Source organism: Mycobacterium paraffinicum (assembly GCF_001907675.1).
GTDB lineage: Bacteria > Actinomycetota > Actinomycetes > Mycobacteriales > Mycobacteriaceae > Mycobacterium > Mycobacterium paraffinicum_A.
Genome location: NZ_MPNT01000012.1, coordinates 153,309 through 174,250 on the forward strand (window position 1 = coordinate 153,309; position 20,942 = coordinate 174,250).

The 20,942-nt window shown below is 63.5% G+C and carries 18 protein-coding genes and 2 pseudogenes; 7 read left to right on the top strand and 13 right to left on the bottom strand.

The window, feature by feature from the left end:
- Positions 1 to 5: 5 nt before the first annotated feature.
- Entirely contained in the window at positions 6 to 833 is an 828-nt protein-coding gene (locus tag BRW65_RS15210; RefSeq protein ID WP_036473677.1) for an enoyl-CoA hydratase/isomerase family protein, read from the bottom strand.
- Positions 834 to 996: 163 nt separating this feature from the next.
- On the opposite strand from BRW65_RS15210, the gene BRW65_RS15215 reads away from it, so the two are divergent.
- The 3 genes from BRW65_RS15215 to BRW65_RS15225 are packed head-to-tail and all read left to right on the top strand — an operon-like array spanning position 997 to position 3,810.
- Positions 997 to 1,827, top strand: coding sequence for a mycofactocin-coupled SDR family oxidoreductase (locus BRW65_RS15215; RefSeq protein WP_073875890.1), 831 nt, complete (start codon positions 997 to 999; stop codon positions 1,825 to 1,827).
- 12 nt (positions 1,828 to 1,839) lie between these two features.
- Complete coding sequence (locus BRW65_RS15220) at positions 1,840 to 2,637, top strand: SDR family oxidoreductase (RefSeq protein WP_073875892.1); 798 nt, start codon at positions 1,840 to 1,842, stop codon at positions 2,635 to 2,637.
- Between the two features lie 60 nt (positions 2,638 to 2,697).
- Positions 2,698 to 3,810, top strand: coding sequence for a cytochrome P450 (locus tag BRW65_RS15225; RefSeq protein WP_244168101.1), 1,113 nt, complete (start codon positions 2,698 to 2,700; stop codon positions 3,808 to 3,810).
- Between the two features lie 4 nt (positions 3,811 to 3,814).
- On the opposite strand, the pseudogene fadD4 reads toward BRW65_RS15225, so the two are convergent.
- A pseudogene (gene fadD4 / locus BRW65_RS15230) lies at positions 3,815 to 5,342 on the bottom strand (fatty-acid--CoA ligase FadD4).
- A 108-nt stretch (positions 5,343 to 5,450) separates the two neighbouring features.
- Here fadD4 and BRW65_RS15235 point away from each other — a divergent pair.
- Positions 5,451 to 6,068 (top strand): isochorismatase family protein, encoded by a 618-nt coding sequence (locus BRW65_RS15235; RefSeq protein WP_036473669.1) that lies wholly within the window; start codon positions 5,451 to 5,453, stop codon positions 6,066 to 6,068.
- On the opposite strand, the gene BRW65_RS15240 is transcribed toward BRW65_RS15235, so the two are convergent.
- A complete protein-coding gene (locus BRW65_RS15240; protein ID WP_073875896.1) occupies positions 6,052 to 6,663 on the bottom strand; it encodes a TetR/AcrR family transcriptional regulator in 612 nt (203 codons plus the stop codon). The genes BRW65_RS15235 and BRW65_RS15240 overlap by 17 nt on opposite strands.
- A complete protein-coding gene (locus BRW65_RS15245) occupies positions 6,653 to 7,666 on the bottom strand; it encodes a Rieske 2Fe-2S domain-containing protein (protein ID WP_073875898.1) in 1,014 nt (337 codons plus the stop codon). The genes BRW65_RS15240 and BRW65_RS15245 overlap by 11 nt, the downstream gene beginning before the upstream one ends.
- Positions 7,667 to 7,845: 179 nt before the next feature.
- On the opposite strand from BRW65_RS15245, the gene BRW65_RS15250 reads away from it, so the two are divergent.
- From BRW65_RS15250 to BRW65_RS15260, 3 genes and pseudogenes are all read left to right on the top strand, one after another.
- On the top strand, positions 7,846 to 8,841 hold the full coding sequence (locus BRW65_RS15250; RefSeq protein WP_023862277.1) for an LLM class flavin-dependent oxidoreductase: 996 nt from the start codon (positions 7,846 to 7,848) through the stop codon (positions 8,839 to 8,841).
- Between the two features lie 75 nt (positions 8,842 to 8,916).
- Positions 8,917 to 9,699, top strand: coding sequence for a FadR/GntR family transcriptional regulator (locus BRW65_RS15255; protein ID WP_023862278.1), 783 nt, complete (start codon positions 8,917 to 8,919; stop codon positions 9,697 to 9,699).
- Positions 9,700 to 9,736: 37 nt separating this feature from the next.
- Positions 9,737 to 10,624, top strand: a pseudogene (locus BRW65_RS15260) (CoA transferase).
- Positions 10,625 to 10,656: 32 nt separating this feature from the next.
- Here the strand turns inward: BRW65_RS15260 and BRW65_RS15265 are convergent.
- From BRW65_RS15265 to BRW65_RS15305, 9 genes are all read right to left on the bottom strand, one after another.
- The gene (locus tag BRW65_RS15265; protein ID WP_073875900.1) at positions 10,657 to 11,508 is read right to left on the bottom strand and encodes an acyl-CoA thioesterase; all 852 of its coding nucleotides are present in this window, start codon (positions 11,506 to 11,508) and stop codon (positions 10,657 to 10,659) included.
- A gap of 162 nt (positions 11,509 to 11,670) precedes the next feature.
- Positions 11,671 to 12,378: a hypothetical protein gene (locus BRW65_RS15270; RefSeq protein ID WP_073875902.1), complete on the bottom strand. Its 708-nt coding sequence runs from the start codon at positions 12,376 to 12,378 to the stop codon at positions 11,671 to 11,673.
- Positions 12,379 to 12,440: 62 nt separating this feature from the next.
- Positions 12,441 to 13,181: an Mce protein gene (locus BRW65_RS15275; protein ID WP_073875904.1), complete on the bottom strand. Its 741-nt coding sequence runs from the start codon at positions 13,179 to 13,181 to the stop codon at positions 12,441 to 12,443.
- Positions 13,145 to 14,617, bottom strand: a complete 1,473-nt coding sequence (locus BRW65_RS15280; RefSeq protein WP_073875938.1) for an MCE family protein — start codon at positions 14,615 to 14,617, stop codon at positions 13,145 to 13,147. The genes BRW65_RS15275 and BRW65_RS15280 overlap by 37 nt, the downstream gene beginning before the upstream one ends.
- Before the next feature lies 1 nt (position 14,618).
- Positions 14,619 to 15,761: a virulence factor Mce family protein gene (locus tag BRW65_RS15285; RefSeq protein ID WP_036473653.1), complete on the bottom strand. Its 1,143-nt coding sequence runs from the start codon at positions 15,759 to 15,761 to the stop codon at positions 14,619 to 14,621.
- 14 nt (positions 15,762 to 15,775) lie between these two features.
- The gene (locus tag BRW65_RS15290; protein WP_139273121.1) at positions 15,776 to 17,122 is read right to left on the bottom strand and encodes a virulence factor Mce family protein; all 1,347 of its coding nucleotides are present in this window, start codon (positions 17,120 to 17,122) and stop codon (positions 15,776 to 15,778) included.
- Positions 17,119 to 18,405, bottom strand: coding sequence for an MCE family protein (locus tag BRW65_RS15295; RefSeq protein ID WP_051641726.1), 1,287 nt, complete (start codon positions 18,403 to 18,405; stop codon positions 17,119 to 17,121). The genes BRW65_RS15290 and BRW65_RS15295 overlap by 4 nt, the downstream gene beginning before the upstream one ends.
- Positions 18,402 to 19,430 carry an MCE family protein gene (locus BRW65_RS15300; RefSeq protein ID WP_073875906.1) on the bottom strand — a complete coding sequence of 343 codons (1,029 nt, stop codon included), beginning with the start codon at positions 19,428 to 19,430 and terminating at the stop codon, positions 18,402 to 18,404. The genes BRW65_RS15295 and BRW65_RS15300 overlap by 4 nt, the downstream gene beginning before the upstream one ends.
- Before the next feature lie 52 nt (positions 19,431 to 19,482).
- The gene (locus BRW65_RS15305; protein WP_073875908.1) at positions 19,483 to 20,940 is read right to left on the bottom strand and encodes an MCE family protein; all 1,458 of its coding nucleotides are present in this window, start codon (positions 20,938 to 20,940) and stop codon (positions 19,483 to 19,485) included.
- Positions 20,941 to 20,942 lie beyond the last annotated feature (2 nt).

The window sequence follows — 20,942 nt, forward strand, 5'->3', positions numbered from 1 at the left end:
ACGCGCTACAACCGGCCCTCCACCCGAAGTTTCGGGTGCACCCAGTCCGGCGAGTTCTTCTGCTTGAACGCCCGGAAACCTTCGGCCGCCTCGGGACCAAAAAGACTGGTCGTCATGCCGATCCGGTCGTACAGCCCGAGGTAGTTGTCCAGGCTCGCCTTGACCAACCCGCGCGCTCCCGGAGCGGTCCGGCAACACTGCGCGAGCAACTCCTTGGCAACGCTCATCAGGTCGTCGTGCGGGACCACCCTGCTCACCATGCCCCAGTCGAGCGCCTCCTGCGCGTTCAGCGTCCGTCCGGTGAACATCAGGTCCTTGGTCCGGACCGGTCCGATGAGCCGGGCCAGCACCTGGCTGTAGTACGTGTCGGCGATGCCACGGAACAATTCGGGCACCCGGAAGACGGCCCGATCACTCACCACGGCGAGGTCACTGCACATCGCGATCTGCAGGCCACCACCCTGACAGATGCCGTTGACCGCGGACACGACCGGCTTGGCCGACTGCCGCAGCGTGTCGAACGGCGTGACGTCGGTTCCCAGGGTGGACGCGAAGTCCATCCAGTTGTCTGCTGCTTTCTGACCCAGGTCACCTCCCGGCGCGAAGACGTCGCCGGTGCCCGTGATGAGCAGGCCCGCGAGGTCGGGGTCGGCATTGACCCGACTCACCGCGTAGCGGATCCCGAAGTACATTGCGGGCGTCATCGCATTCCGAGCCTCGGGGCGGTCCAGGGTGCAGATCGCAAACGCACCTTCACGTTCGAACCTCAGGTAGGGGCTCCCCAACCAGTCACCGTCGGGTGGGCGTGGACCGCCATTGGGGCTGTCGGACATGTGATATCCCTTCCAAGGCTCGGAGTGTTCCGTCGCCCACCAAATTAGCCAAATAGTTGTATGATTCCAATTCCGCGGCGTAACGTGGCGCACGTCACTGCGTCGCGCCATCACCATCCCACAGAGCGCGGCCGATAGCGCGAGCTACTGGAGGCTTAAAGACATGGGTTCACTGGACGGCAGGGTTGTCTTCATCACCGGAGCCGCTCGCGGGCAAGGCCGTTCGCACGCGGTGATGTGCGCCGAGCAAGGTGCCGACATCGTCGGCATCGACATCTGCGAGAACCTCGACATCGTGCCCTATGCACTTGGCACCGAAGACGATCTCGAGGAGACGGCCCGCCTGGTGGAGAAAACCGGCAGGAAGATGCTGACCCGCAAGGCCGACGTCCGCGACAAGGCTGCGCTACAGGAGGCGTTCGACGCGGGCGTCACCGAGTTCGGCCACGTCGACACGGTGCTCGCCAATGCCGGGGTCGTCCTGACCAACGCCGATGAGCGCGACGCGTCGGAGGCGCTGAGGTTAGGGCTCGACATCATGCTCATCGGGGTGTGGAACGCCTTCCAGGTGGCGATCCCCCATATGAAGGAACGCGGTGAGGGTGGCAATCTGATCGCGACGAGTTCGATGATCGCCCTGCTGGACCTCACCGACGGCCGCGGCGGCAGCGATGCCTACTTGATGTCGAAGGTCGCCGTCGTCGGCCTGGTCCGCGCGTATGCGGCCATGCTTGCCCCTGACCGCATTCGCGTCAATGCCGTGGCGCCGACCAACTGCGCGACCCCGATGATCACTGACAACCCGGCTCTGTTCAAGGTGATTGAGGACAACCCTCGCATGGTCAATGCGGTCCAGACCGCGCTGCCGGACTTGCCGCTGATCGAGCCACGCGACGTCAGCAACACGATCCTCTTCTTGCTCAGCGACGCGGGCCGTTCGTTCACCGGAAGCATGCTCAAGGTGGACGCCGGCATGGACGTGCGGCGAGGCTAGTCGGCGCAGCGGATGCATTACCGTATCGACGGCCGATCGGCGCTGGTCGTAGGCGGCAGCAAGGGAATCGGCTTCGAGGTCGCCAAACTGCTTGCCGCGGAAGGTGCGCGGGTTGCGATACTGGCGCGGACTAAGACCGATGTCGACGCCGCGGTCGAGGCAATCCGCACCGAAGGGGGCACTGCCATCGGTGTCACTGCCGACGTGGCCGACGACGGGCAGCTGACCGACGCCGTCCGCGAGATTGCGGCCCAGCACGGGGCGCCGCTAATCGTTGTCGGCCAAGCTAAATACCAGCGGCCCGGCGATTTCGCCGACATCACCGATGTGAATGTCTATCGCGAGTCCTTCGAAATGCACACGATGAGCCAGATCCTGCTCTTGCGAGCGGTTCTGCCGGCGATGCGGGACGCGGGCTGGGGCCGATTCGTGCACATCGGGTCGGCGACCGCCAAGGAGCCGGCGGGCAACATCCACCACGCAGTGGCCAACACCAGTCGGCCGTCGACGATCGGCCTGCTCAAGACGGTCTCCGACGAGTACGCCCAGTACGGCATCACGGTCAACACCGTCGCGCCCGGCTGGATTGAGACTGAGAACGCACTGGCCTACCTGGAGCAGCACCTCGGCGCGAGCACCGATCAGGAGCGACGCGAGTTCATGCTGCGCGAAGCTCGGGTGCCGGCAGCGCGAATGGGCAAACCGAGCGAGATCGCCTCGCTCATCGCCTACCTGTGCTCAGAACCTGCCGGCTACCTCACCGGTAGTTGGATCGAAGTCGACGGTGGCTTGCACCGGTCGGCGTTCTAACCTTTGGGAGCATACGTGGAAACCCTTGGCGCACCCGAACTTTCCTTCGCCAGCCTGCCGATGGCGGCAGACCGCGGGGTGGGGTGGAAGGTCCTTCGCGACGCAGGGCGGGTGGTGTCCGTCGACGGAATATTCTATCTGACCCACCGCGAGGACGTGCTGGCCGCGCTGCGCGATCCCGAATTGTTCTCCTCGAAGAAGGCTTTTGACGTGCTCGGCAGCCCGCTGCCGTTGGTGCCCATCTCGTTCGATCCGCCGGAACACACCCGGTTCCGTAAGATCCTGCAGCCCTTCTTCAGTCCGCACACCTTGAAAGAGATGCTGCCCTCGCTTCAGCAGCAGGCGATCGAGATCATCGAGCGGGTAGCCGCACAAGGCGAGTGCGAAGTCGTGGCCGACGTGGCGATCCCCTACCCCTCACAGGTATTCCTGACCTTGTTCGGGCTGCCGCTGGAGGATCGCGACAAGCTCGTCGCATGGAAAACCGCGGTCATCGCGATCTCGGAAGCGCCGTCACTGGAGGATGCCGACCTGACGCCGGCACTCGAATTGGTCGAGTACCTCACCGAGGCGATCAACGCGCGGCGGGCCAACCCCGGGCCGGACATCTTGTCTCAGTTGCTCAATGGCGAGGAGCCACTCGACGACGCCGAAATCATGGGCCTGAGCTTCCTTTTCGTCCTGGCCGGGCTGGACACCGTCACCGCGGCGATGAGTTCCGCACTGCTGGAGCTCGCCCGCAACCCGGAGCTGAGGACCACCCTCCGCGACGATCCCGACCAGATCGATGTGTTCGTCGAGGAGATCGTCCGGCTGGAGCCGCCGGCGCCGATGCTGCCCCGCGTGACCACCACCGAGGTCACCATCGGGGACGTCACGCTGCCCGCCGACACCATGGTGCGGTTGTGTGTCGCTGCCATCAATCGCGACGACAGCGACGAGATCTCGACCAACGACGTGGTGATGGATGGAAAGGTGCACCGGCACTGGGGCTTCGGTGGCGGGCCACACCGCTGCCTGGGGTCGCACCTGGCCCGCCTCGAGCTGAAATTGATCGTGGCCGAATGGCTCCGGCGCATTCCCGAGTTTTCGGTGAAAGTCGGTGAGGAACCGCAGATTGTGTTCCCCGCGAGCACCTTTTCACTTGAGCGCGTGCCTCTGAAACTGGGCTGATCACCTATCCCTTCGCCGAATACTTGGCGACGAGCTGCTGCTTGTACAACTTACCGGCATCGGTCCGGGGCAGCTGCGCCTCGAACGAGAGAGACCGCGGACACTTGTAGTGCGCCAACCGGTTTCGCAGCCACTCCAATAACTCTGCCGCGAAGCCGTCGTTGGCATCAGCCGGATCTACCGTCTGCACCACGCCTTTGACAGCCTGACCCATCTCGTCATCCGGAATACCGAAGACTGCCGCGTCGAGCACCTTGGGATGGGTGATCAGCAGGTCTTCGGCTTCTTGTGGGTAGATGTTCACCCCACCCGAAATGATCATGTGATGACGGCGATCAGTGAGATAGAGGTAGCCGTCCACGTCGAGATAGCCGATGTCACCGACGGTCACCCAGCCGTGCGCGTCGTGGGCCGCCGCCGTCTTCGCATCGTCTTTGAGGTACTGGAACGAATGCCCTCCCTCGTAATAGATCTCGCCGGGCACACCAGGCGGTAGCTCATGGCCGCTCTCGTCGAGGATGTGTGGGACCCCAACCAAGGGTCGGCCGACCGAGCCGGGGTGGGTCAGCCAGTCCTCGGCGCGGATGAACGAGGCTCCCACCGCCTCCGAAGCGGCGTAGTACTCGTCGATGATCGGCCCCCACCACGCGATCATCTGTTTCTTGATGTCCACCGGGCATGGCGCGGCCGCATGCACCACCCGCTGCAGGCTGGAAACGTCGTAGGACATACGCACCGCTTCAGGCAGTTTGAGCATCCGCACGAACATTCGCCGGGACGAATTGGCCATGAGTGATGCCGTAGCGCTGGATGCACTCGAGCGCATGTTCCGGGTCGAACTTCTCCATCACGATGGTGGTGCCGCCTAGCGACTGCACCACCATCGACCAGAACGACGGCGCGGTGTGATACAGCGGCGCCGGGCTCAGATACACCGACTCGCTGGTGATTCCGACGGCATTCATCAACGGCATCAGGATGTTGGGTGCTTCGCTTGGTGGTAGATGCGGAAGCTCACGGCGGATCCCCTTGGGTCTGCCAGTGGTTCCCGACGAGTACTGCAGCAGATCGCCTTCGCTTTCGTCGGGGATCGGCGTCTCGGGTTGGTCGGCAACACATTCCGGGTAGCGGTACCATCCGTCCAGATCGTCGTCGGCGATCAGCAGCAGCTCAGGTAACCCCCTGGGGGAATGCTCGGCAAGGCCTTCGCAGACGTCGCGAGTCGCGCGTGACCCGATCAGCGCCTTTGCTGAACTGTTGTCGACGATGTAGGCGGCCTCGGCGGCCGTCAGGTGAGTGTTGATCAACGTGTAGTACAGACCGCTTCGGCGGGCCGCCCACATCACGGCATGGACGTGTTCATTGTTCTCGAGTAATGCCGCAACCGTGTCACCCTCGCGAAGTCCGGCTGCATACCAGAAGTGAGCCAGACGATTGGCACGCTTCTCCAGCTCGGCAAAGTCGATCACCGTGCCAGTCCGAGCGAGTACCAGGGCAGGTTTACCGGATGAGATGTGATCGCGGATCTCCACGATTTCACCTTAGAGTCTTCCGAGGTAAACAAGGCGAAACTCGATACTTTGTAAGGGATCTACCGAATTTTTCGTCACAGGTGTCAAAAAATGCACTAGGGTGCAGGGATGGCTCCGACACCATGGGACCCCGAGACCACGGCCGTTGTCTGTGTGGAATGCCAGAACGGTGTGCTGGGCCCCGAGTCCGTCTTGCCCGCTTTGGCCGCCGACAGCTCTGAACTCGTCTCCAGTGTGCGCCGACTTCTCGATTCCGCCCGCCAGTTCGGCGCGCGGGTTGTGCACGCGACCTATGAGGGCAACCTCGGCGGCCGGCCGACCGGAACAGCGCGCATCTGGCGGGCCCTGGGCCCCGCAACCGCTCACTGGGCACCCGGAACCGCCTCCACTACAGTGCTTCCCGAGCTACTGGCACCCACCGATCTGGTGTTACCGCGCCACCACGGCCTTTTCCCAACGCTCGATTCCGAACTACTGCCCGTGCTCAAAGGCTTCGGCGTGGGCACCATCGTCCTTGCCGGCGTTTCGCTGAACCTGGCGATCACCCACACTGCCGGGCATGTTACGCAGGCGGGTTTCGAACTCGTCGTCCCGCGCGACGCCGTCGGCGGCACCCCCAAGGACTATGCAGAACAGGTGCTGGACAACACTATTGCCGTGCTGGGTCGGCTGACCACAATCGATAAGCTCATCGACGAATGGACATCGGTCAGGTCTGACCGTTGACCGTTCGCCACAGCATCTCGGTGGCCGCCATGAGCACCGCTTGGCGCGTCGTCGACGGGACCTCGTTGTGGCGAACCATCAGCCATGACCGTTCGAGCATCGCCATAATCACCAGCCCGGTAGCCACGGGGTCAAGGTCGGGCGGTGCCGGCGCCATCTTTGCGATGCCCTCACCGAGCGCGGCGGCGGTTCGGCGGTGCGAGCGGGCGACCGCGGCGCGGAATTTGCGATCGGGAGGCATGTCCTCGGTGGAGCGGATGACGAACGCACCGTTGCGGTCGAGGTAGTCGAAGTAGCCGGCAACCCAGGCCTCGACGTCCTTTCGGCTGGGCGGGCTTTCCTGCTCCATGAAAGCCTCGACAACCGCCAGCGCTTCGCGGTAGGTGTCGGTGCCGAGCTCGATGAAAAGCTCGGTCTTGTCGGAGAAGTAGTAGTAGAAGTTCGCCCGGGTGACCGGCGCGAGGTCAGTGATGTCCTTGATGGTGACGCCCGAAAAACCCTTGCGCGCAAACGCGGTCCGCGCAGCGTCCAGGATTGACTCTCGGGTGCGGTCGGACTTGCGTGTTACCCGCGGGGGCGAGCCCTCAGACACCATGCGCGACCGGCTCGGCGGCGGCCTCCGGTTCGGGATAAAACCCGCTCGCCCACCGACGCAACGCGCGAAAGCCTGCGGCCTCCGAGGTCGCCAGACCCGGCGGTTCGAGGTACTTCTGGTGCTCCCAGATCCGGATGTCGTCGGGCAGGGCGAGTTTCGCTGCGGCCAGACGCGCCTCAAAATCATCCGGGCCTTCTGACGGTTCCTCGCTGATCCAGTAGCCGGCGAAGATGTCGGATCTGGTGTCGTCCACCGGTGTCGCGCAGATGGAGATGACTCGGATTCCGTCGCGGACGTGTTCGCCGTTGTAGCTGAGCCCGATTCCTGACCAATAGATTTCGATCGTGTTCATCGTGTCGCCGGTGCGGTCCAGGCCGTCGCTCCACCTCCGGCCAAAGCCGACCTTGGCCGACCAGGTCGAGCTATCGGTGCTTTCACGCAGTACCACGGGACTGATCGGGGTGCGATGGACGAATTGGAAGTGGTGGGGATCGACGGCGTTCTCGGCGATCACCTGGGGATGCACCCTTACCCCCTCATGCCGCGTCCGGCAATCGGCGCCAAAGGGGTGGAACCGCCGCGAGCGGACATGGTCTCCGAGCACCGCGAAAGCGTCCGGCGCAACCCATAGCGGCTCCCGGCCTGCGCTGTCATGCCAGATCAAGATCGAGTCGTTGAGCTCCGCGACCGGGTAGGAACGTACTCGTCGGGCCTTATTCGGCCGATCCTGGTACGGGATGTGGACATTGCGTCCGGCGCCGTTCCACACCCAGCCGTGAAACGGGCACTGGATGCCTTCTTCGACGACGCACCCCCCGTGGGCCAGGCTCGCGCCAAGATGTTGGCAGTGCGCGTCAAGCACCTTCACCACCCCGTCCAGCTGCCGGAAGGCGACCAGGTCTCGGCCGAAGTAGTGCAGTGGGACGACCTCGGCGACGGCGATGTCGGCGCTCCAGGCCACCTGGAACCAACCGGTGGGCAGCATGCTCGGCAGGGTTTGCATTATCCGAACGCCCTTTCCACGCGGGACACCTGAACAGATTTATTTCGAGGCTACTCATTTTTGACACTTTTGTCTAAACGAGCGTGCCGGCCGGCGAATTTCCCCGCGGCGACCAATCAGGACGTACAATTACTTGTCTTACTAGGTTAATGATGTGCTGTGGATGGATGTGAGGATGCATGGACTGGGGTCTGCCTTGGCCGGGGCCTGCGCTGGCAACACAAGCGGAGACCGCCGGCGCGCAGGCGTTTTGTGCCGGTGAGTTCGCCGACCTCAACGCGTACATCACAGCGACCGAGATGGCCCTCGGCACTTCGCAGGCCTACATTGGCCCGGGAATCGCATATGCATTCGCCCGGTCCCCCTTCGTGCATGCCGCGGCCGTGCGGCAGCTCTGGACACTCGCGCCGGGCAGGATCTTTTTGGGACTTGGATCGGGCACCTCGCGAATGAACAAAGACTGGTTCGGTGTCGACGCCACCCACCCCGCACCTAGGATGGCCGAATTGATCGAGGCGATCAGGGCGTTCCTGAACGCCGAGAACGGCGAACGCGTTCGATACGAGGGCCGGTTCTACACGATCGACGCCGACATCCGGGCACCCGTGCTCGGCCGGTTGGACGTGCCCATCTTGATCGGCGCCTTCAACAAGATCATGTTGCAGACAGTAGGTCGCAGCGCCGACGGTGTGCTGGGGCATGGCCTGTTCACCGACCGCTGGTGGACCGAACTCGTCGAGCCCGAACTGGCCCGCGGCGCCGAATCAAGTGGGCGTGACGCGGCCGAGCTACGCCGCTGGGGCTGGCTGATCACCGCGATCGACAACGACGACCCGGCCCGGGCCATCCGGGACGCGCGGCTCCAGATCGCCTTCTACCTCACCGTGAAGACCTACGACTCACTCGTCGAACTGCACGGCTGGACGGACGAGGTCGCCCGGATCCGATCGGCCTTCCGCAGCGGCCATCCGGAGACGATGGCCGACCACGTCCCCGACGATATGCTGTGGTCGATCGCGATCTGCGGCGACGACACGCAGGCACGCGAAATGCTGGCGACTCGCAAACGACTGCCCGACTTAGCATTCGCATCACCGCCAAGCTTTCTGGTCGGACGCCAACGACGTGCTGGCTATGGTGCGGCCGCGACGCGCGTTCTTTCGCAACTGCATTGACGCCGGCCACGAATGCACCGGATGCGCGCCTTGCATGGTGTACTGAGTACTACATGTCGAGTTCAGGAGGTCGCGATGGCCAAGCGGGAACCGCTCGCGCCGATGACCACGTCACAACATAACGGCGCGGTGCGGTCGCCGAAGACGGCCGAGATCGTGGCGGACACGTTGCGGCGGATGATCGTCGAGGGACAGCTCAAAGACGGCGACTTCCTCCCCTACGAGGCCGAACTCATGGATCACTTTCAGGTCAGCCGGCCGTCACTGCGAGAAGCGGTGCGAGTCTTGGAGTCCGACCGCCTCGTGGAGGTGCGGCGCGGCTCACGCACCGGCGCCCGGGTTCGCGTCCCGGGCCCCGAAATCGTCGCGCGGCCGGCGGGCTTCCTGCTCGAGATGGCGGGAACGACGCTCGCCGACGTGATGACGGCACGGATGGGCATTGAACCGTATGCGGCCCGGCTGCTCGCAGAGGACGGCACCGCTGCGGCCCACCGCGAGTTACGCGAACTCATCGAGAAGGTCCCCGCTGCGTGGGAGACGGGCAAGCTGGGCGCGGCGTCCACCGCATTGCACCGCCGCCTGGTCGAATTGTCGGGCAACGCGACACTGACCGTGATCGTCGGCATGCTGCACGAAATCTTCGAAAGGCATATGACCGCCGCATTTCTCAGCGTTGAGAACGTCGTGCCCAAGGCTCAGTACACCAAGCTGATGCGGTCCTACACCCGACTCGCCGACTTGGTGGCCGCCCGGGACGGCGCCGAGGCCGAGGCGCATTGGCGGCGACACATGGAGAACGCCAGCGCTGAGCTCCTCAAGGGCTACGAGAAGACGAAGGTCCGAGACATCATGCATTGAGTGGGCCCCGTGCCCACCCTCACTTGAAGGACATCTGATGCGTAAACCGCTCACCGGAGTTCGCGTGCTGGAGGTCGCCCAGTTCACCTTTGTTCCCTCGGCAGGCACGGTGCTCACCGACTAGGGCGCCGATGGGGTGAAGATCGAGCATCCTGTCACCGGCGACGCCCAGCGCGGCTTGGTCAAAGTGTTGGGCGCCGCGGCAACCGTACCCGGATCGTCGTTCGCACCGATTATGGAGGCGCCCAACCGCGGAAAGCGCAGTGTTGGGCTGGCCCTCGACAATTCGGAGGCGCGTCCCCTGCTCGACGAACTGATTCGGCGAAGCGACGTATTCCTGACGAACTACCTGCCGTCGACGCGGAAGAAGCTGTCGATCGACGTCGACGACGTCCGCCGAATCAACCCCGCCATCATCTATCTCGTCGGCAGCGGCTTCGGACTGAAAGGGCCCGACCGGGATGCCGGGGCCTTGTCAATGTTGCAGCCGACGCGGTACTGGCCGGAGTTCTGCCGGCTGATGGATCTGCACGATGTCGCTGAAGATCCCCGGTTCACAACGCTCGAGGCGATGACCGAACACAGCGAAACCGCTCGACAAATCGTTGCGGACGCGATCGGCAACTTGAGTTTCGCTGAATGCCAAGCCTTGCTACGCAGGGGCAGAGGGCAGTGGGCCCCGGTGCAGGACGCCTGGGAAATCGCCAATGACGAAGCACTGACCGCCAACGGTCGCATCGCCGAAATCGTCGATGCCGAAGGTCATCCGCAGAAGTTGGTCGCCAGCCCGGTGCAGTTCGACGACGATCCAGCCAGCCTGACCAGAGCGCCGCAATTCGCGGAGCACACCGACGCAGTACTGCGCGAACTGGGCATTGACGACGACCGCCTTATTGAACTCAAGATTGCCGGCGCGATCACGTAATCGCAGCGCTGTCAACGCCGTTGATTCGGTCACTATCGCTGCTCAGCGAAGTAGCCCTCCTGGGTTGCGCTGCACACCAACTCGCCCGACCGGTTGTACAGGGTCCCGGTCGCCAAACCGCGGCGGCCCACAATGCTCGGCGAGAACTGGTCGAAGAGCAGCCAGTCAGTAAAGTCGGCAGCACGGTGAAACCAGATGGTGTGGTCGACTAGCGCCGAGAGTCGAGGCCCCATCGGTGTGGTGCGCATCGTCGTCATCACGCACTCGAGCAGTGTGAGCGCGCTGAGATAGGCCACCACGCAACTGTTGACCAACGGATCGTCTGTGACCTCGCCGTTCGCACGAAGCCAGATCCGAAGCCGCGGCGGCGGCGGGTCGGTGAGGTCAAGGGCGACCCGCGGCGGTGCGTCGAGGTACCGCATGGTGAAGGGACTTTGCTGCGGCCACCAGTCACCGAATTCCTCGGCGTAGGGCGTCAATAGATCGTCGAGTCCATGGACCGCGTCCGGCCCCGCCACGTCCGGCATTCGTTGTTGCCAGTCGACGTCGTCGGCCATGATTGTGAACGAGGCGAGCGCCTCGAAGAGGACGACTCCCGACTGGCTCGCGGTCACTCGACGTGAGGAGATGGTGCCGCCGTCACGTAGCGGGGTCACATCAAACTGGATCGGCTGCCTTGCGTCACCTCGCCGCAGAAAGTACATGTGCATACTGTGCGCCGGTCGCCCGAGTGTCGTCCGGCCGGCCGCCATCAACGCCTGTGCGGCGACCTGGCTTCCGATGATGTGGTGGTTGGGAGTGTCGGGTTGAGTGCCCACGAACGCTGTGTCATCGATCTGTTGCAGGTCCAGCAGACGAAGCACGTCTTCGAGCGTCGAGATCATGTAGGCATGCTAAGCACGCCGCCGCCCGCCGCTCCGGAGGCACCGCACTTATCGATTTGCCGCAGCTCAAACCCACTGTTATGCAGTGTCATCCGTCGACCATGTCACGGTGGATGACCCAGTCAGACCCGCAGGAGACATCTGCCTGGGCCCATACCGGCCTCAAACTGGGTCGAATGACGAAATCAGCCACCGGTTTCCGATCTTGTCCATCGTCACCCGGACGGTCGATGAGGTGTCCGTGGGCGCGTCGTTGCCGACGGCCACAGTCTGGTCTACATACACCAGAGCGACCGCGTGGTTTGGTGTCGCCGACACTGAGGCGGCGGCGGGAACGGTGGCGATCGCCGAGATGTGGTCTTTCTTGGCACCCGGTATCACCACGTCCTGGACCAATTGTGTGTAGGAGTCTTTGAACTTTCCGGTCAGCCGGTCGCGGGCGGCCCCCAGGTCCTTTTCGACGCTGTCGGGCTGGTAGGACAGTAGCGCAACGGTGGATTCCTTTGCCGCTGCAACGGACTCGATGCCAGCGGTCCCAGAGTTACGGACCCATGCATCCTGCCACTTTAAGAAGCCGGCGGCCGCTGCGATCAGCAATGCCAACACGGGCAGCACCCCGAATACCAATACTCGGGACCATTTAACTCTGCGCTTACGTACTGGGAGCTCAACGTCTTTCGCGTCTTCGGCTTCAGTATCCTCATCCTTGACCGACGCTTCCCCTGACTGAGGAAGGTCTTTTGTTTCGCCCGAGTCGTGGGTCTCATCGAGCCCCTGAGGTTCGCTTGTTGCGCTTGCGGCCTGGTCGGTGGTCTCGCCGGCGGCAATCGCTTCGTCTTGCTCGGTGGCGGAATCAATTTCGACCGGCACAGCGGTGGTTCCCCTTCTGGCTCGTAGGCTTAGCACTCGATGCTTGCCGACCTGCAAATTCCTCATGGCACGAATGAGACGTTGGAGACTTTCGCATCGCTTCCAACTTTTTGCACGGTGATTCGCATTCGCCAATGCCGCGGATCCTGATCGGCTGCACCGAGGTTCGATGTTTTAACGGACACGGCAACCAGCACTTGCGCTTCGCTGCCCGATTGCGACTCCAAACCCGACTCGGTGATTGTTCCTACCGACTTCGATTGCGCTTTCTTGACGACCTCGATGAAGGGTTTCGATCGATTGGAAAAATCGTCGTAGAAAGTGCCTGTCGCCGAGTCCAGGATGCGCTTTATGTCGCCGTCGGCGTGCTGCCAATCGATTGTGGTCAGGTTCAGCGCCCCTTGTCTTGCAACCTGAACCAATAGCGCACGTTGTTCTTGGGCCTGGTGCGACTGATGCAGCCGAAACCCGAACCAACCGGCCAAACCCCCCAAAGAAGCAACTGTGACCAACCCCCATATGGCGGCCAGCCTTAACGGCGACGCCCGCTCCTTTTCCGGTGCAGCGTCTTCCGGGGCGTCGGCGACTCCGTCATCAACCGCGGCGTCGTAGTCGTCGGCCTCGTCGGTCAGACCCTCCGCCGCCTCCACCGAGGGAGGCGCCGCCTCGGCGCTCGTCTCGTTCGAGGTGGCCGGGTCAGGCACATCCGATGAACCCTCGTCGGTGTGGACGGATGCGGGGGTTGTCCCTGCCTGGCCCGTTTCGCTCAGTTCCTCTTGGGAGGTATCAGCATGCTCTGCCATGTTTTCTCCTTGGTAGCCCCATGGGCCAGATCAGTCTGGCTGTACATGTGCCCGTCTGGCCCAACGTACATGCCGGTGGCTGGGTCGTATTGGACGGCCGCGATCGGCGGTGGCGCCGGACCGGGCGGCGACGGTGGCGGGGCCTGCCCGGGCGGCTCGTCTCCCGGCCGAAGCTGGGGGACAGCTTGACCGGTGTACGTCGCGTTGGGATCGCCCTTCCAAATGAAGCCGTCGTTCAGGGGAACGTACGTCTCGTCGCTTTCGCACAGCTTCACGGTCGGAGCGCGCTTGCCTGGACGCGTCTCGCACGGCAGATTGCGCGCACCGCGCACGTCGAGCAGCGAGTCCTGCGGTACCCGGCAATATAGGTCGCCTTTGGGCGGATCCGGGTAGTCCTCGTAGCTGGCGGCCCGCTGCTGCTGGGGCGGCAGGAACCCGGTGGTGCACGGCGGCGGCCAGTTGAGATTCAGATTGAAGCTGAGGTAGCCACCCAGGTAAGGCTGTTTGGTGTTCCTATTGGGAACCCCGGTCGCTTGGACGTCGGCCGCCCCCTGCGGCAGCTCCACCAGGACAGCTTCCAGGTCGTCCCGATAGGTGACCCCCACCTGCCCGATACTCACCAGATTGGCCAGCACGATCGGCAACGTGGGGTTCAACCGGTCGAACAGCTGCCGGGCCTCGGCGGCCGCTGGGCCGCCCTTGTGAAGCACGCCCCTGACCGCGGAGTCGTTGTCTCGAAGCTGCGACGTGATGGTCGCCAGATGGGCGGCCCAGGCGTGCACGGCGTCCGACGACTGAATCTGGCTGTCCAGCAGGGGCTTTGATCCGTCGATCAGGGTCACGAGCGCGTCGAGGTTCTCGCGGCTGTCGATCGCGAGCTTCGAGGTGCCATTCACCAGCCGGGAAAGCTCCGGGCCGAGGCCGCCCACCGCCGCATACGATTCGTCGACCACCGTTTTGAGGTTGTCGCGCGGGATCACGCTCAGGCCACGATTGGTCGCCTGCAGCAGCGAGTTGAGGTTCGGCGGAACGTAGGTACGGTCTGCCGGGATCACATCGCCAGATTTCAACGACGGGCCGTTCCCGGTGCGTGGCAGCAACTCGACATATTGCTCGCCGACTGCGGACACGCTGTGCACCTGGGCGCTGAGGTCGGCTGGGATGTGGACATCCGAGTCCAACTGGAGCTCCGCCTCGGCGCCGCTACTGGTTAGGCGCACGTCGCGCACCCGGCCCACTTCGACGCCTCGGTAGGTGACGTTGCCGCCCGGATATAGGCCGCCAGCCTCGGGCAGCTGCACCGTCACGGTGTAGCGGTCGACCCCAAAGAACGTCGTCGGGATCTGCATGTAGTTGAAAAACATGATGGTGCCCGCGGTCAGGCTGACCACCGCGAAAACGATCAGCTGGATTTTTATTCGCCTAGTGAGCACGATGTCAGCGCCCCTGGTCGAAGTGGTAGGGAACAACCAGTGGGTTCCCGGGATTGTATGGGCCGCCACCAGTACAGGGGCTGGGCATCTGGCCGATGGTGCGCCCCCACTGCAGTTCCAGCTCGGTCAGATTGCACTCGAACCGGGTACCGGTGAAAAAGGACGCGTCCAGCCGGCTCAGCGTCAGGTCGATGACGGCTGTCAGGTTGGCATAGTCGCCGCGCATCCATTTGCTGAGTGTGCTCGTGGGGAACGGGAAGGTCCCGTAGAAGTCCAGTGCACGGGTCAGCGCCGGCCCGGCATCGGCCAGTGACTGCAGCACCGGGCCGAGATCCCTCAGCTCCTTGACCAGGTTTTCCTTGGTCTTGTTGACTGAGTCAGCGGCAAGTGCGCCGAATCTGCTGACGTCACCGAGCGCATCGGCGAGGGCGGTCCGCTCGTCTTTCAGCACGGTCAATGCGCCCGGTATGGTCTTCAACGCTTTGTCGATCACCGGCTTCTGGTCGGCGAATTGACCAGTTAGGTTGTTCAAGCTTTCCGTTGCGGCGATAATGTCGTCTTTTTGGTCGTTGAGGTACCCGACGAACTTATCGAGTTGCCCGAGCAGGCTCCTCAGGTCCGCCTCGCGGCCGGTGAAAGCAGTGCTTAAAGACTTGGTGATGTCCTGGATCTGCCCTAGGCCGCCGCCGTTGAGCACCAACGAAACCGCGGCCAATGTCCTTTCGGTTGATGGATAGGTGCCCGCTGACGACATCGGGATCATTGACCCGTTTTTGAGCTTGCCTTGAGGCGGGACCCCAGCGGGTGGCGCCAATTCGACGTGCACCGAACCCAGCAGGCTGGTCTGCCCGACCGTGGCGGTCGCGTTGGCGGGCAGGTTGACATCACCGTTGATCGTCATGGTGACCAGTGCATGCCAGTTCTGAAGCTCGATGTTCGTCACCTTGCCGACGGTGACATCGTTGACCCGGACCCGGGAATTCCGTTCCAGATTCTGCACGTCGGGCATCTGCGCTTGGACGGTGTACGAACCCGGCCCACCGCCCTGAGTTCCCGGCAACGGAAACGAGTTCGCCCCGCGGAACCCGCAGCCGGAGAGTGCCGCCACCACAAGTGCCGCCGCCAGCCCTACGGCTGCTCGCGACACGCGCCCTGATCGGATCACTGTCCACCTCCGGACGGCACCATCATCCCGCGCAGGCCGGCGGCCGGGTTGGTGGCTACTGGTTGGGCGGGCGCCGGCGGTGCCGCCGGCGCTGGTGGCGAGGGTGGGGACCCCGGTGGGGTGTTTGCCGGCGCGGGGTTGGCGGGGCCGGTGGGCTCTGCTGACCGCGGGGGAACATAATCGGGCCGCAGCCAGTCCTCGCTATAAGTTATTTCGTTGGGGCGCGCGGTGGTTCCGACGAAAAGGTTCTCGGCCAGCGGCGGGAAGTTGTATTGACGGTTCTTGATGATCGGCGCCAGGTACTGCACACAGAGTTTCGCTGACTCTTTGCCACCGCGCCGCGAGGCCGCCTCTACCGCACTGCAGAGGAATTGGATCGGGTTGGCGAATTGGTTCACCGCCAGCGAACCGGTCAACGCGCCCTGGGCGGGCTGATAGATGTTAAGGAAGTTTTGAAAGGCTGTCGGCGCGACATGCAGAACTTGTTTGACGTCGTCGAGGCTCGCGTTGAGCGCCTGTGACACCGACGCCAGCTTGTCGGAGGTGTCACCCAGGGTCTCCCGGTTATCGGCCACAAAGTTTCGGACGTCATCGGCCACCTCGTTGAGATCGCGAACCGCATTTCCGACCTCATTTGGGTCGTTGGCCAACAGGTTGGTCACCGCGGCCAGGTTCTGGTTCAGGTGACGCAGCAGGTCGCTGCTGTCATGCAGCGCGGAGACCAGGATCGACAAGTTCTTCACGGTGGAGAACAGGTCGTTGCTGTGGTCGCCGATCGCCGATATCGCCTGTGACAGCTTGATGAGGGTGTCACGGATATCTGGGCCTTGGCCACGCAAGTTGTCGGCGGCGGTGTTGATAAATGCCCCCAAAGTGCTGGTGCCGCCCGGTTCGGCGGGCTGCAGCGTCTGCGTCAGCTTCTCGAGTTGCTGGCGCAAGTCGTCGTATTCCACCGGAACAGCGGTGCGAACCTGCGGGATTACCGCGCCGGTGGCCATCACCGGACCACCCGTGTAGGCGGGTGTCAACTGGATGGATCGAGGTGTCACCAGGGACGGTGACAAGATCACGGCCTTGGCGTCGGCGGGCACCTTGTATTTGCCGTGGTACCAGAAGGTGATCTTGACACGGCTGGGCTGTGGTTCGATCTTCTCGATCTTGCCGACGCGGACGCCGAGAATAACGACGTCATCCCCGTTGTAGAGCCCGGTGCTATCCGCGAAGTAGCCGGTGACAGTGGTGCGGCCAATACCGCTGACCGACCTTACCGCCGTCACGATGCCGCCGATCAGCAACAGGACCAGCGCGAAGGCCAAGCCGATCTTGGCGTTGCGTGAATTCACTGTCCACCGCCCTGAACCGGCTGCGGATTCGGAGGCGCGGGCGGTCCTGGCGGCGGGCCGCCGGGTGGTGGTGCCGGTGGTGGCTCCCGGTACGGGTAGCAGCCGGGACCGGGCAATGCCGCACCGGGCAGACCACACGGATGGTCACTGGGGTTACCCGTGATGGCGTCCGGGATGGTCATGCGCGGTTCCCCGCCCTGGCCGGTCCGCGGGAAGGGTACCGGCAGCGGCGGTGTTCCCGGCTGGCCGACCTCCGGGTCGGCGCGCTGAGTGGGCAGCAGCACGTTCGGATCCAGGCCCAGGTCGGAGAAGGCCGCGTCGATGAACGGTTGGACGAACTGCCCGGGCAACAGGTTAGCGACGTAAGCCTTGTAGAACGGGGCGGCCGACACCGTTTCGCCAAGCCTCAACGAAAAGCTGTTCAGCCCCGTGAGCGCCTTCTGCACGCGTTCTTTGCGGTTGTCGACGATTCCTAATACCTGGTTGAGCCTGTCCAGCGCCGGCTTGAGGGTGTCGCGGTTCTCGGCGATGAAACCCTTTACCTGGCGGGCCACCGCGGAGAGATTGCTGGAGATCTGGTCCAGTGCGCTGCTCTGGCTTTTCAGTTGCGCCAAAAGGGCGTTGGTGTTGGCGACCAGGTTGACGACTTCGTCGCTGCGTTCGGCGAGCACCTTCGTCGCTTTGTTGGCGTTACTCAACAGGTTTCGCAGCTGGGCGTCGCGTTGGTCCAGTGTCTGGGAGAACCTCGCCAGCCCCTGCACCGCCGCCTTCAGGTCGGGTGGGGTATCGGCGAAGGTGTCGGACAGCACGGCCAGCGAGTTGGATAGTTGGTCGGTATTCAACCCGCTGATGGTTGTCGTGAGATCGCCCAGCGCGTCAGGCAATTGATAGGCCGGCCTGGTCCGGTCGAGCGGTATGGGACCGGTCAGTTTTCCGTCTCCGCGTGGAGTGACCTCGAGGACCTTGCTGCCGAGTAAGGTCTTCAATTTAATTGCTGCCTCGGTGCGATCACCGAGCCGCACGTCGCCGGCGACATGGAACTTAACCAGCACCCGCGGTCCGTCCAGCTCGACGCTCGAGACTTGACCTACCCGGAAACCCGACACCTGAACAGCGTTGCCGGGCGCCAGGCCGCCGGCCTCGGCGAAATACGCCGAGTAGGTCTTGCCTGTGTTGAAGAACGGCAGCTTGTCGTAGTTCAGCGATATCAGCATGAGAGCAAAGGTGATGCCGAGTCCGATGGCGCCAATGCGGAGCGGGTTACGTTCGGAAAAGGATTTCATCGCGGCGTGCACCTCCCGGTGGACTGGCCGACGACCTTGATATACACCGGTTGGCCCCCTTTGCCGTTGACCTTCAGCACGACATCGCACAGATAGAAGCTGAACCAGTCACCAGTTAGGCCCTGTCGATTGAGGATTTTGAATGCATCGGGCCAGGCGTTGAGATAGTTGTCGAAGAAATCGCGATCGGCGAGCACGGTTTCGGCGGTCCGATTCGTCTCAGCCACAACCTTTTTCAGCGGCGGGCGGGCCTGCGACAACAGATCGGCGATCGACCCTGCAGCCGCGTTGGCGTATGCCACCCCGTTGCTGATGTCCTGCTTGCGGGCCTCGAGGCCTGCGACCAGTTCAGATAGTGAGTCGACCGCCTTGGCGAACTGCTTGCTCTGCCCGCTGAGCGAACCGAGCAGGGAGTTCAAGTTGGTGACGACTTGACCGATCAGTTGATCCCGGTCGGCCAGCGTGTTTGTGAGGGCCGCAGCCTGGGTGAGAAATGAACCAATCGTGCCGCCCTGACCCTGAAAGGCCGCGATCAGTTGGCCGGTCAGCTTGTTCACTTGGTCAGGGTCGAGCGCGCGGAACAGCGGCCGGAAACCACCGATCAGCGCGTCGAGGTCCAGCGCCGGCTCGGTGCGGCTCAGTGGAATGGTTCCTCCCGGATGAAGTCTGTTTACTCCCCCGGCGCCCTCCTCAAGTGCCACGTATCTGCCCCCGATGAGGTCCGCGAAGCGGATGGCGGCCCTGGTGCCCTCGGTGAGGATTACCGAGTTAGCGGCGGAGAACTCCACGAGCACGGTCGAATCGGGCTGGATGGTGATGTTTTTGACCTTGCCGACCTCGACGCCGGCGACGCGGACGAAATTCCCACCTTCTAGCCCGGACACGTTCGCGAAAACGGCCCGATAGCTCTGTTCCGACTGAAAGCGCAATTGGCCGAAGACGGCGACCAGCGCAAACGCGCCGACCAGGCACACGACCAAGTAGATGGCGAGGCGCCACGTGACGCCTACCAAATTCTCTCGCATATCTGCCTTCCTCTAATGGCTTCTCTTGCCTCTCGCCTTCGGCCGTCAAGGCTCAGGGGGCTGGCGGCGGCGGTACGCATTGCTGATTGAGTACTCCGCAAGTTGCTTGCACGCCGGCCGGCACTGGCGGCACGAACGGTTCGGAACCCGCCGGCGGAGGGCCGGGTTCTCGCGGCCTGCCCGGCGGCGGCGCCGGCGGCAGACCGGGATACAGCGGTGTTCCGTCCGGGGCGTATAGCTGCGCACCGTAGGGGGGTGCTCCCGGGTACGGGATGGGACCAGGCGCCGGACCCGCCGGATGGCGGATGCTGGGCGGTTGTGGGGTTCCCCTGGTGACGGGGAAGTAGTCGACGTAACCCGGGAAGCCGATACCGGGGTTGGGTCGCACATCTACTCCGGTGCCCCACCCAGAATCCGTGACGAGGTAGCGCTGCGGCCAGTTCTTGGCAACATCGGGCAGCGAGCCGCATCCCGGCTCGCCGCCGGGGCCGCCCTTGATGTCGGTGACCGGCAGATTGTCCGGATAGCGGTATGCGTCCTTGCCCAGCAGCAGCGCGACATCCAGGATCTCCGAGTATCCATTGCTGCCGCCGGAAGAATTCAGTGTGCCGAAATCGAGGGCGTTTTTCCCGCCGACCAGCGTGCAGGTCAACTCCGGGTTGTACTTCATCAGTAGGCGCGTGGTGGACTCCAGCAGATTGATGCCATGCACGAAGTTGTCTTTGTTGGGCCCGATCAGATTGGTCCCGGCGCGGGAAAGCCCGCTGACGTCGAGCAGCAATGAGTCGAGTTGTTTTGCGTTGTCGGTGATGGTGGTGCTGGTGGTGCTGACGGCACCCAGCACCGTCACGATGTTGCTTGCTGCCGCGCCGTAAGTGTCACTGAAGCCTTTGAGGGCGCGGTAGTCGGCACGGATCGTCTCACTGCGCGGATTGATCGCCATCAGGACCTGGTTGAGATCGGTGGTGGCCTCGCCGATCGCTTCACCCTTGCCGCGAAATCCGTCGGCGAGCGCGGTGAGCACCGCGTTCAATTTCGGGACGTCCACCTGGTTCAGCACAGCAACGAGGTTCTGGAACACAGTGTTTACCTCGACACTCACATTTCCGGATTTCACCACTGCCCCGGCCGCCAGCCGTCGCGCGCTCGGCTGGGCCGGCGCTAGCAGTTCGACGTCCTTGGCGCCGAACGCCGTGGGGGCGGTGATTTCGGCGGTGACGTTGGCCGGAATGTATTTGAGTTGCTCCGGGTAGAGCTCCAATTGCAACTTCACTGGATCGCCCGGCTGGATTGACGCGACCCGGCCGACCTGGACCCCACGCATCTTCACTTTGGCGCCGGGCTCCATCACCAGTCCCGCCCGGTCAGACGCCAGCGTCACCCGAGCGTAGGGCCTGAAGTCCCTGTTGAAGGCGCCGACCGTCAGCGCGATCAGCGCGGCGATCGACGCCAAGAGGACAAATGTCCAGATCGCCGGGTGCAGGCCCGCCTCGCGCCGTTTGCTCTTCATCG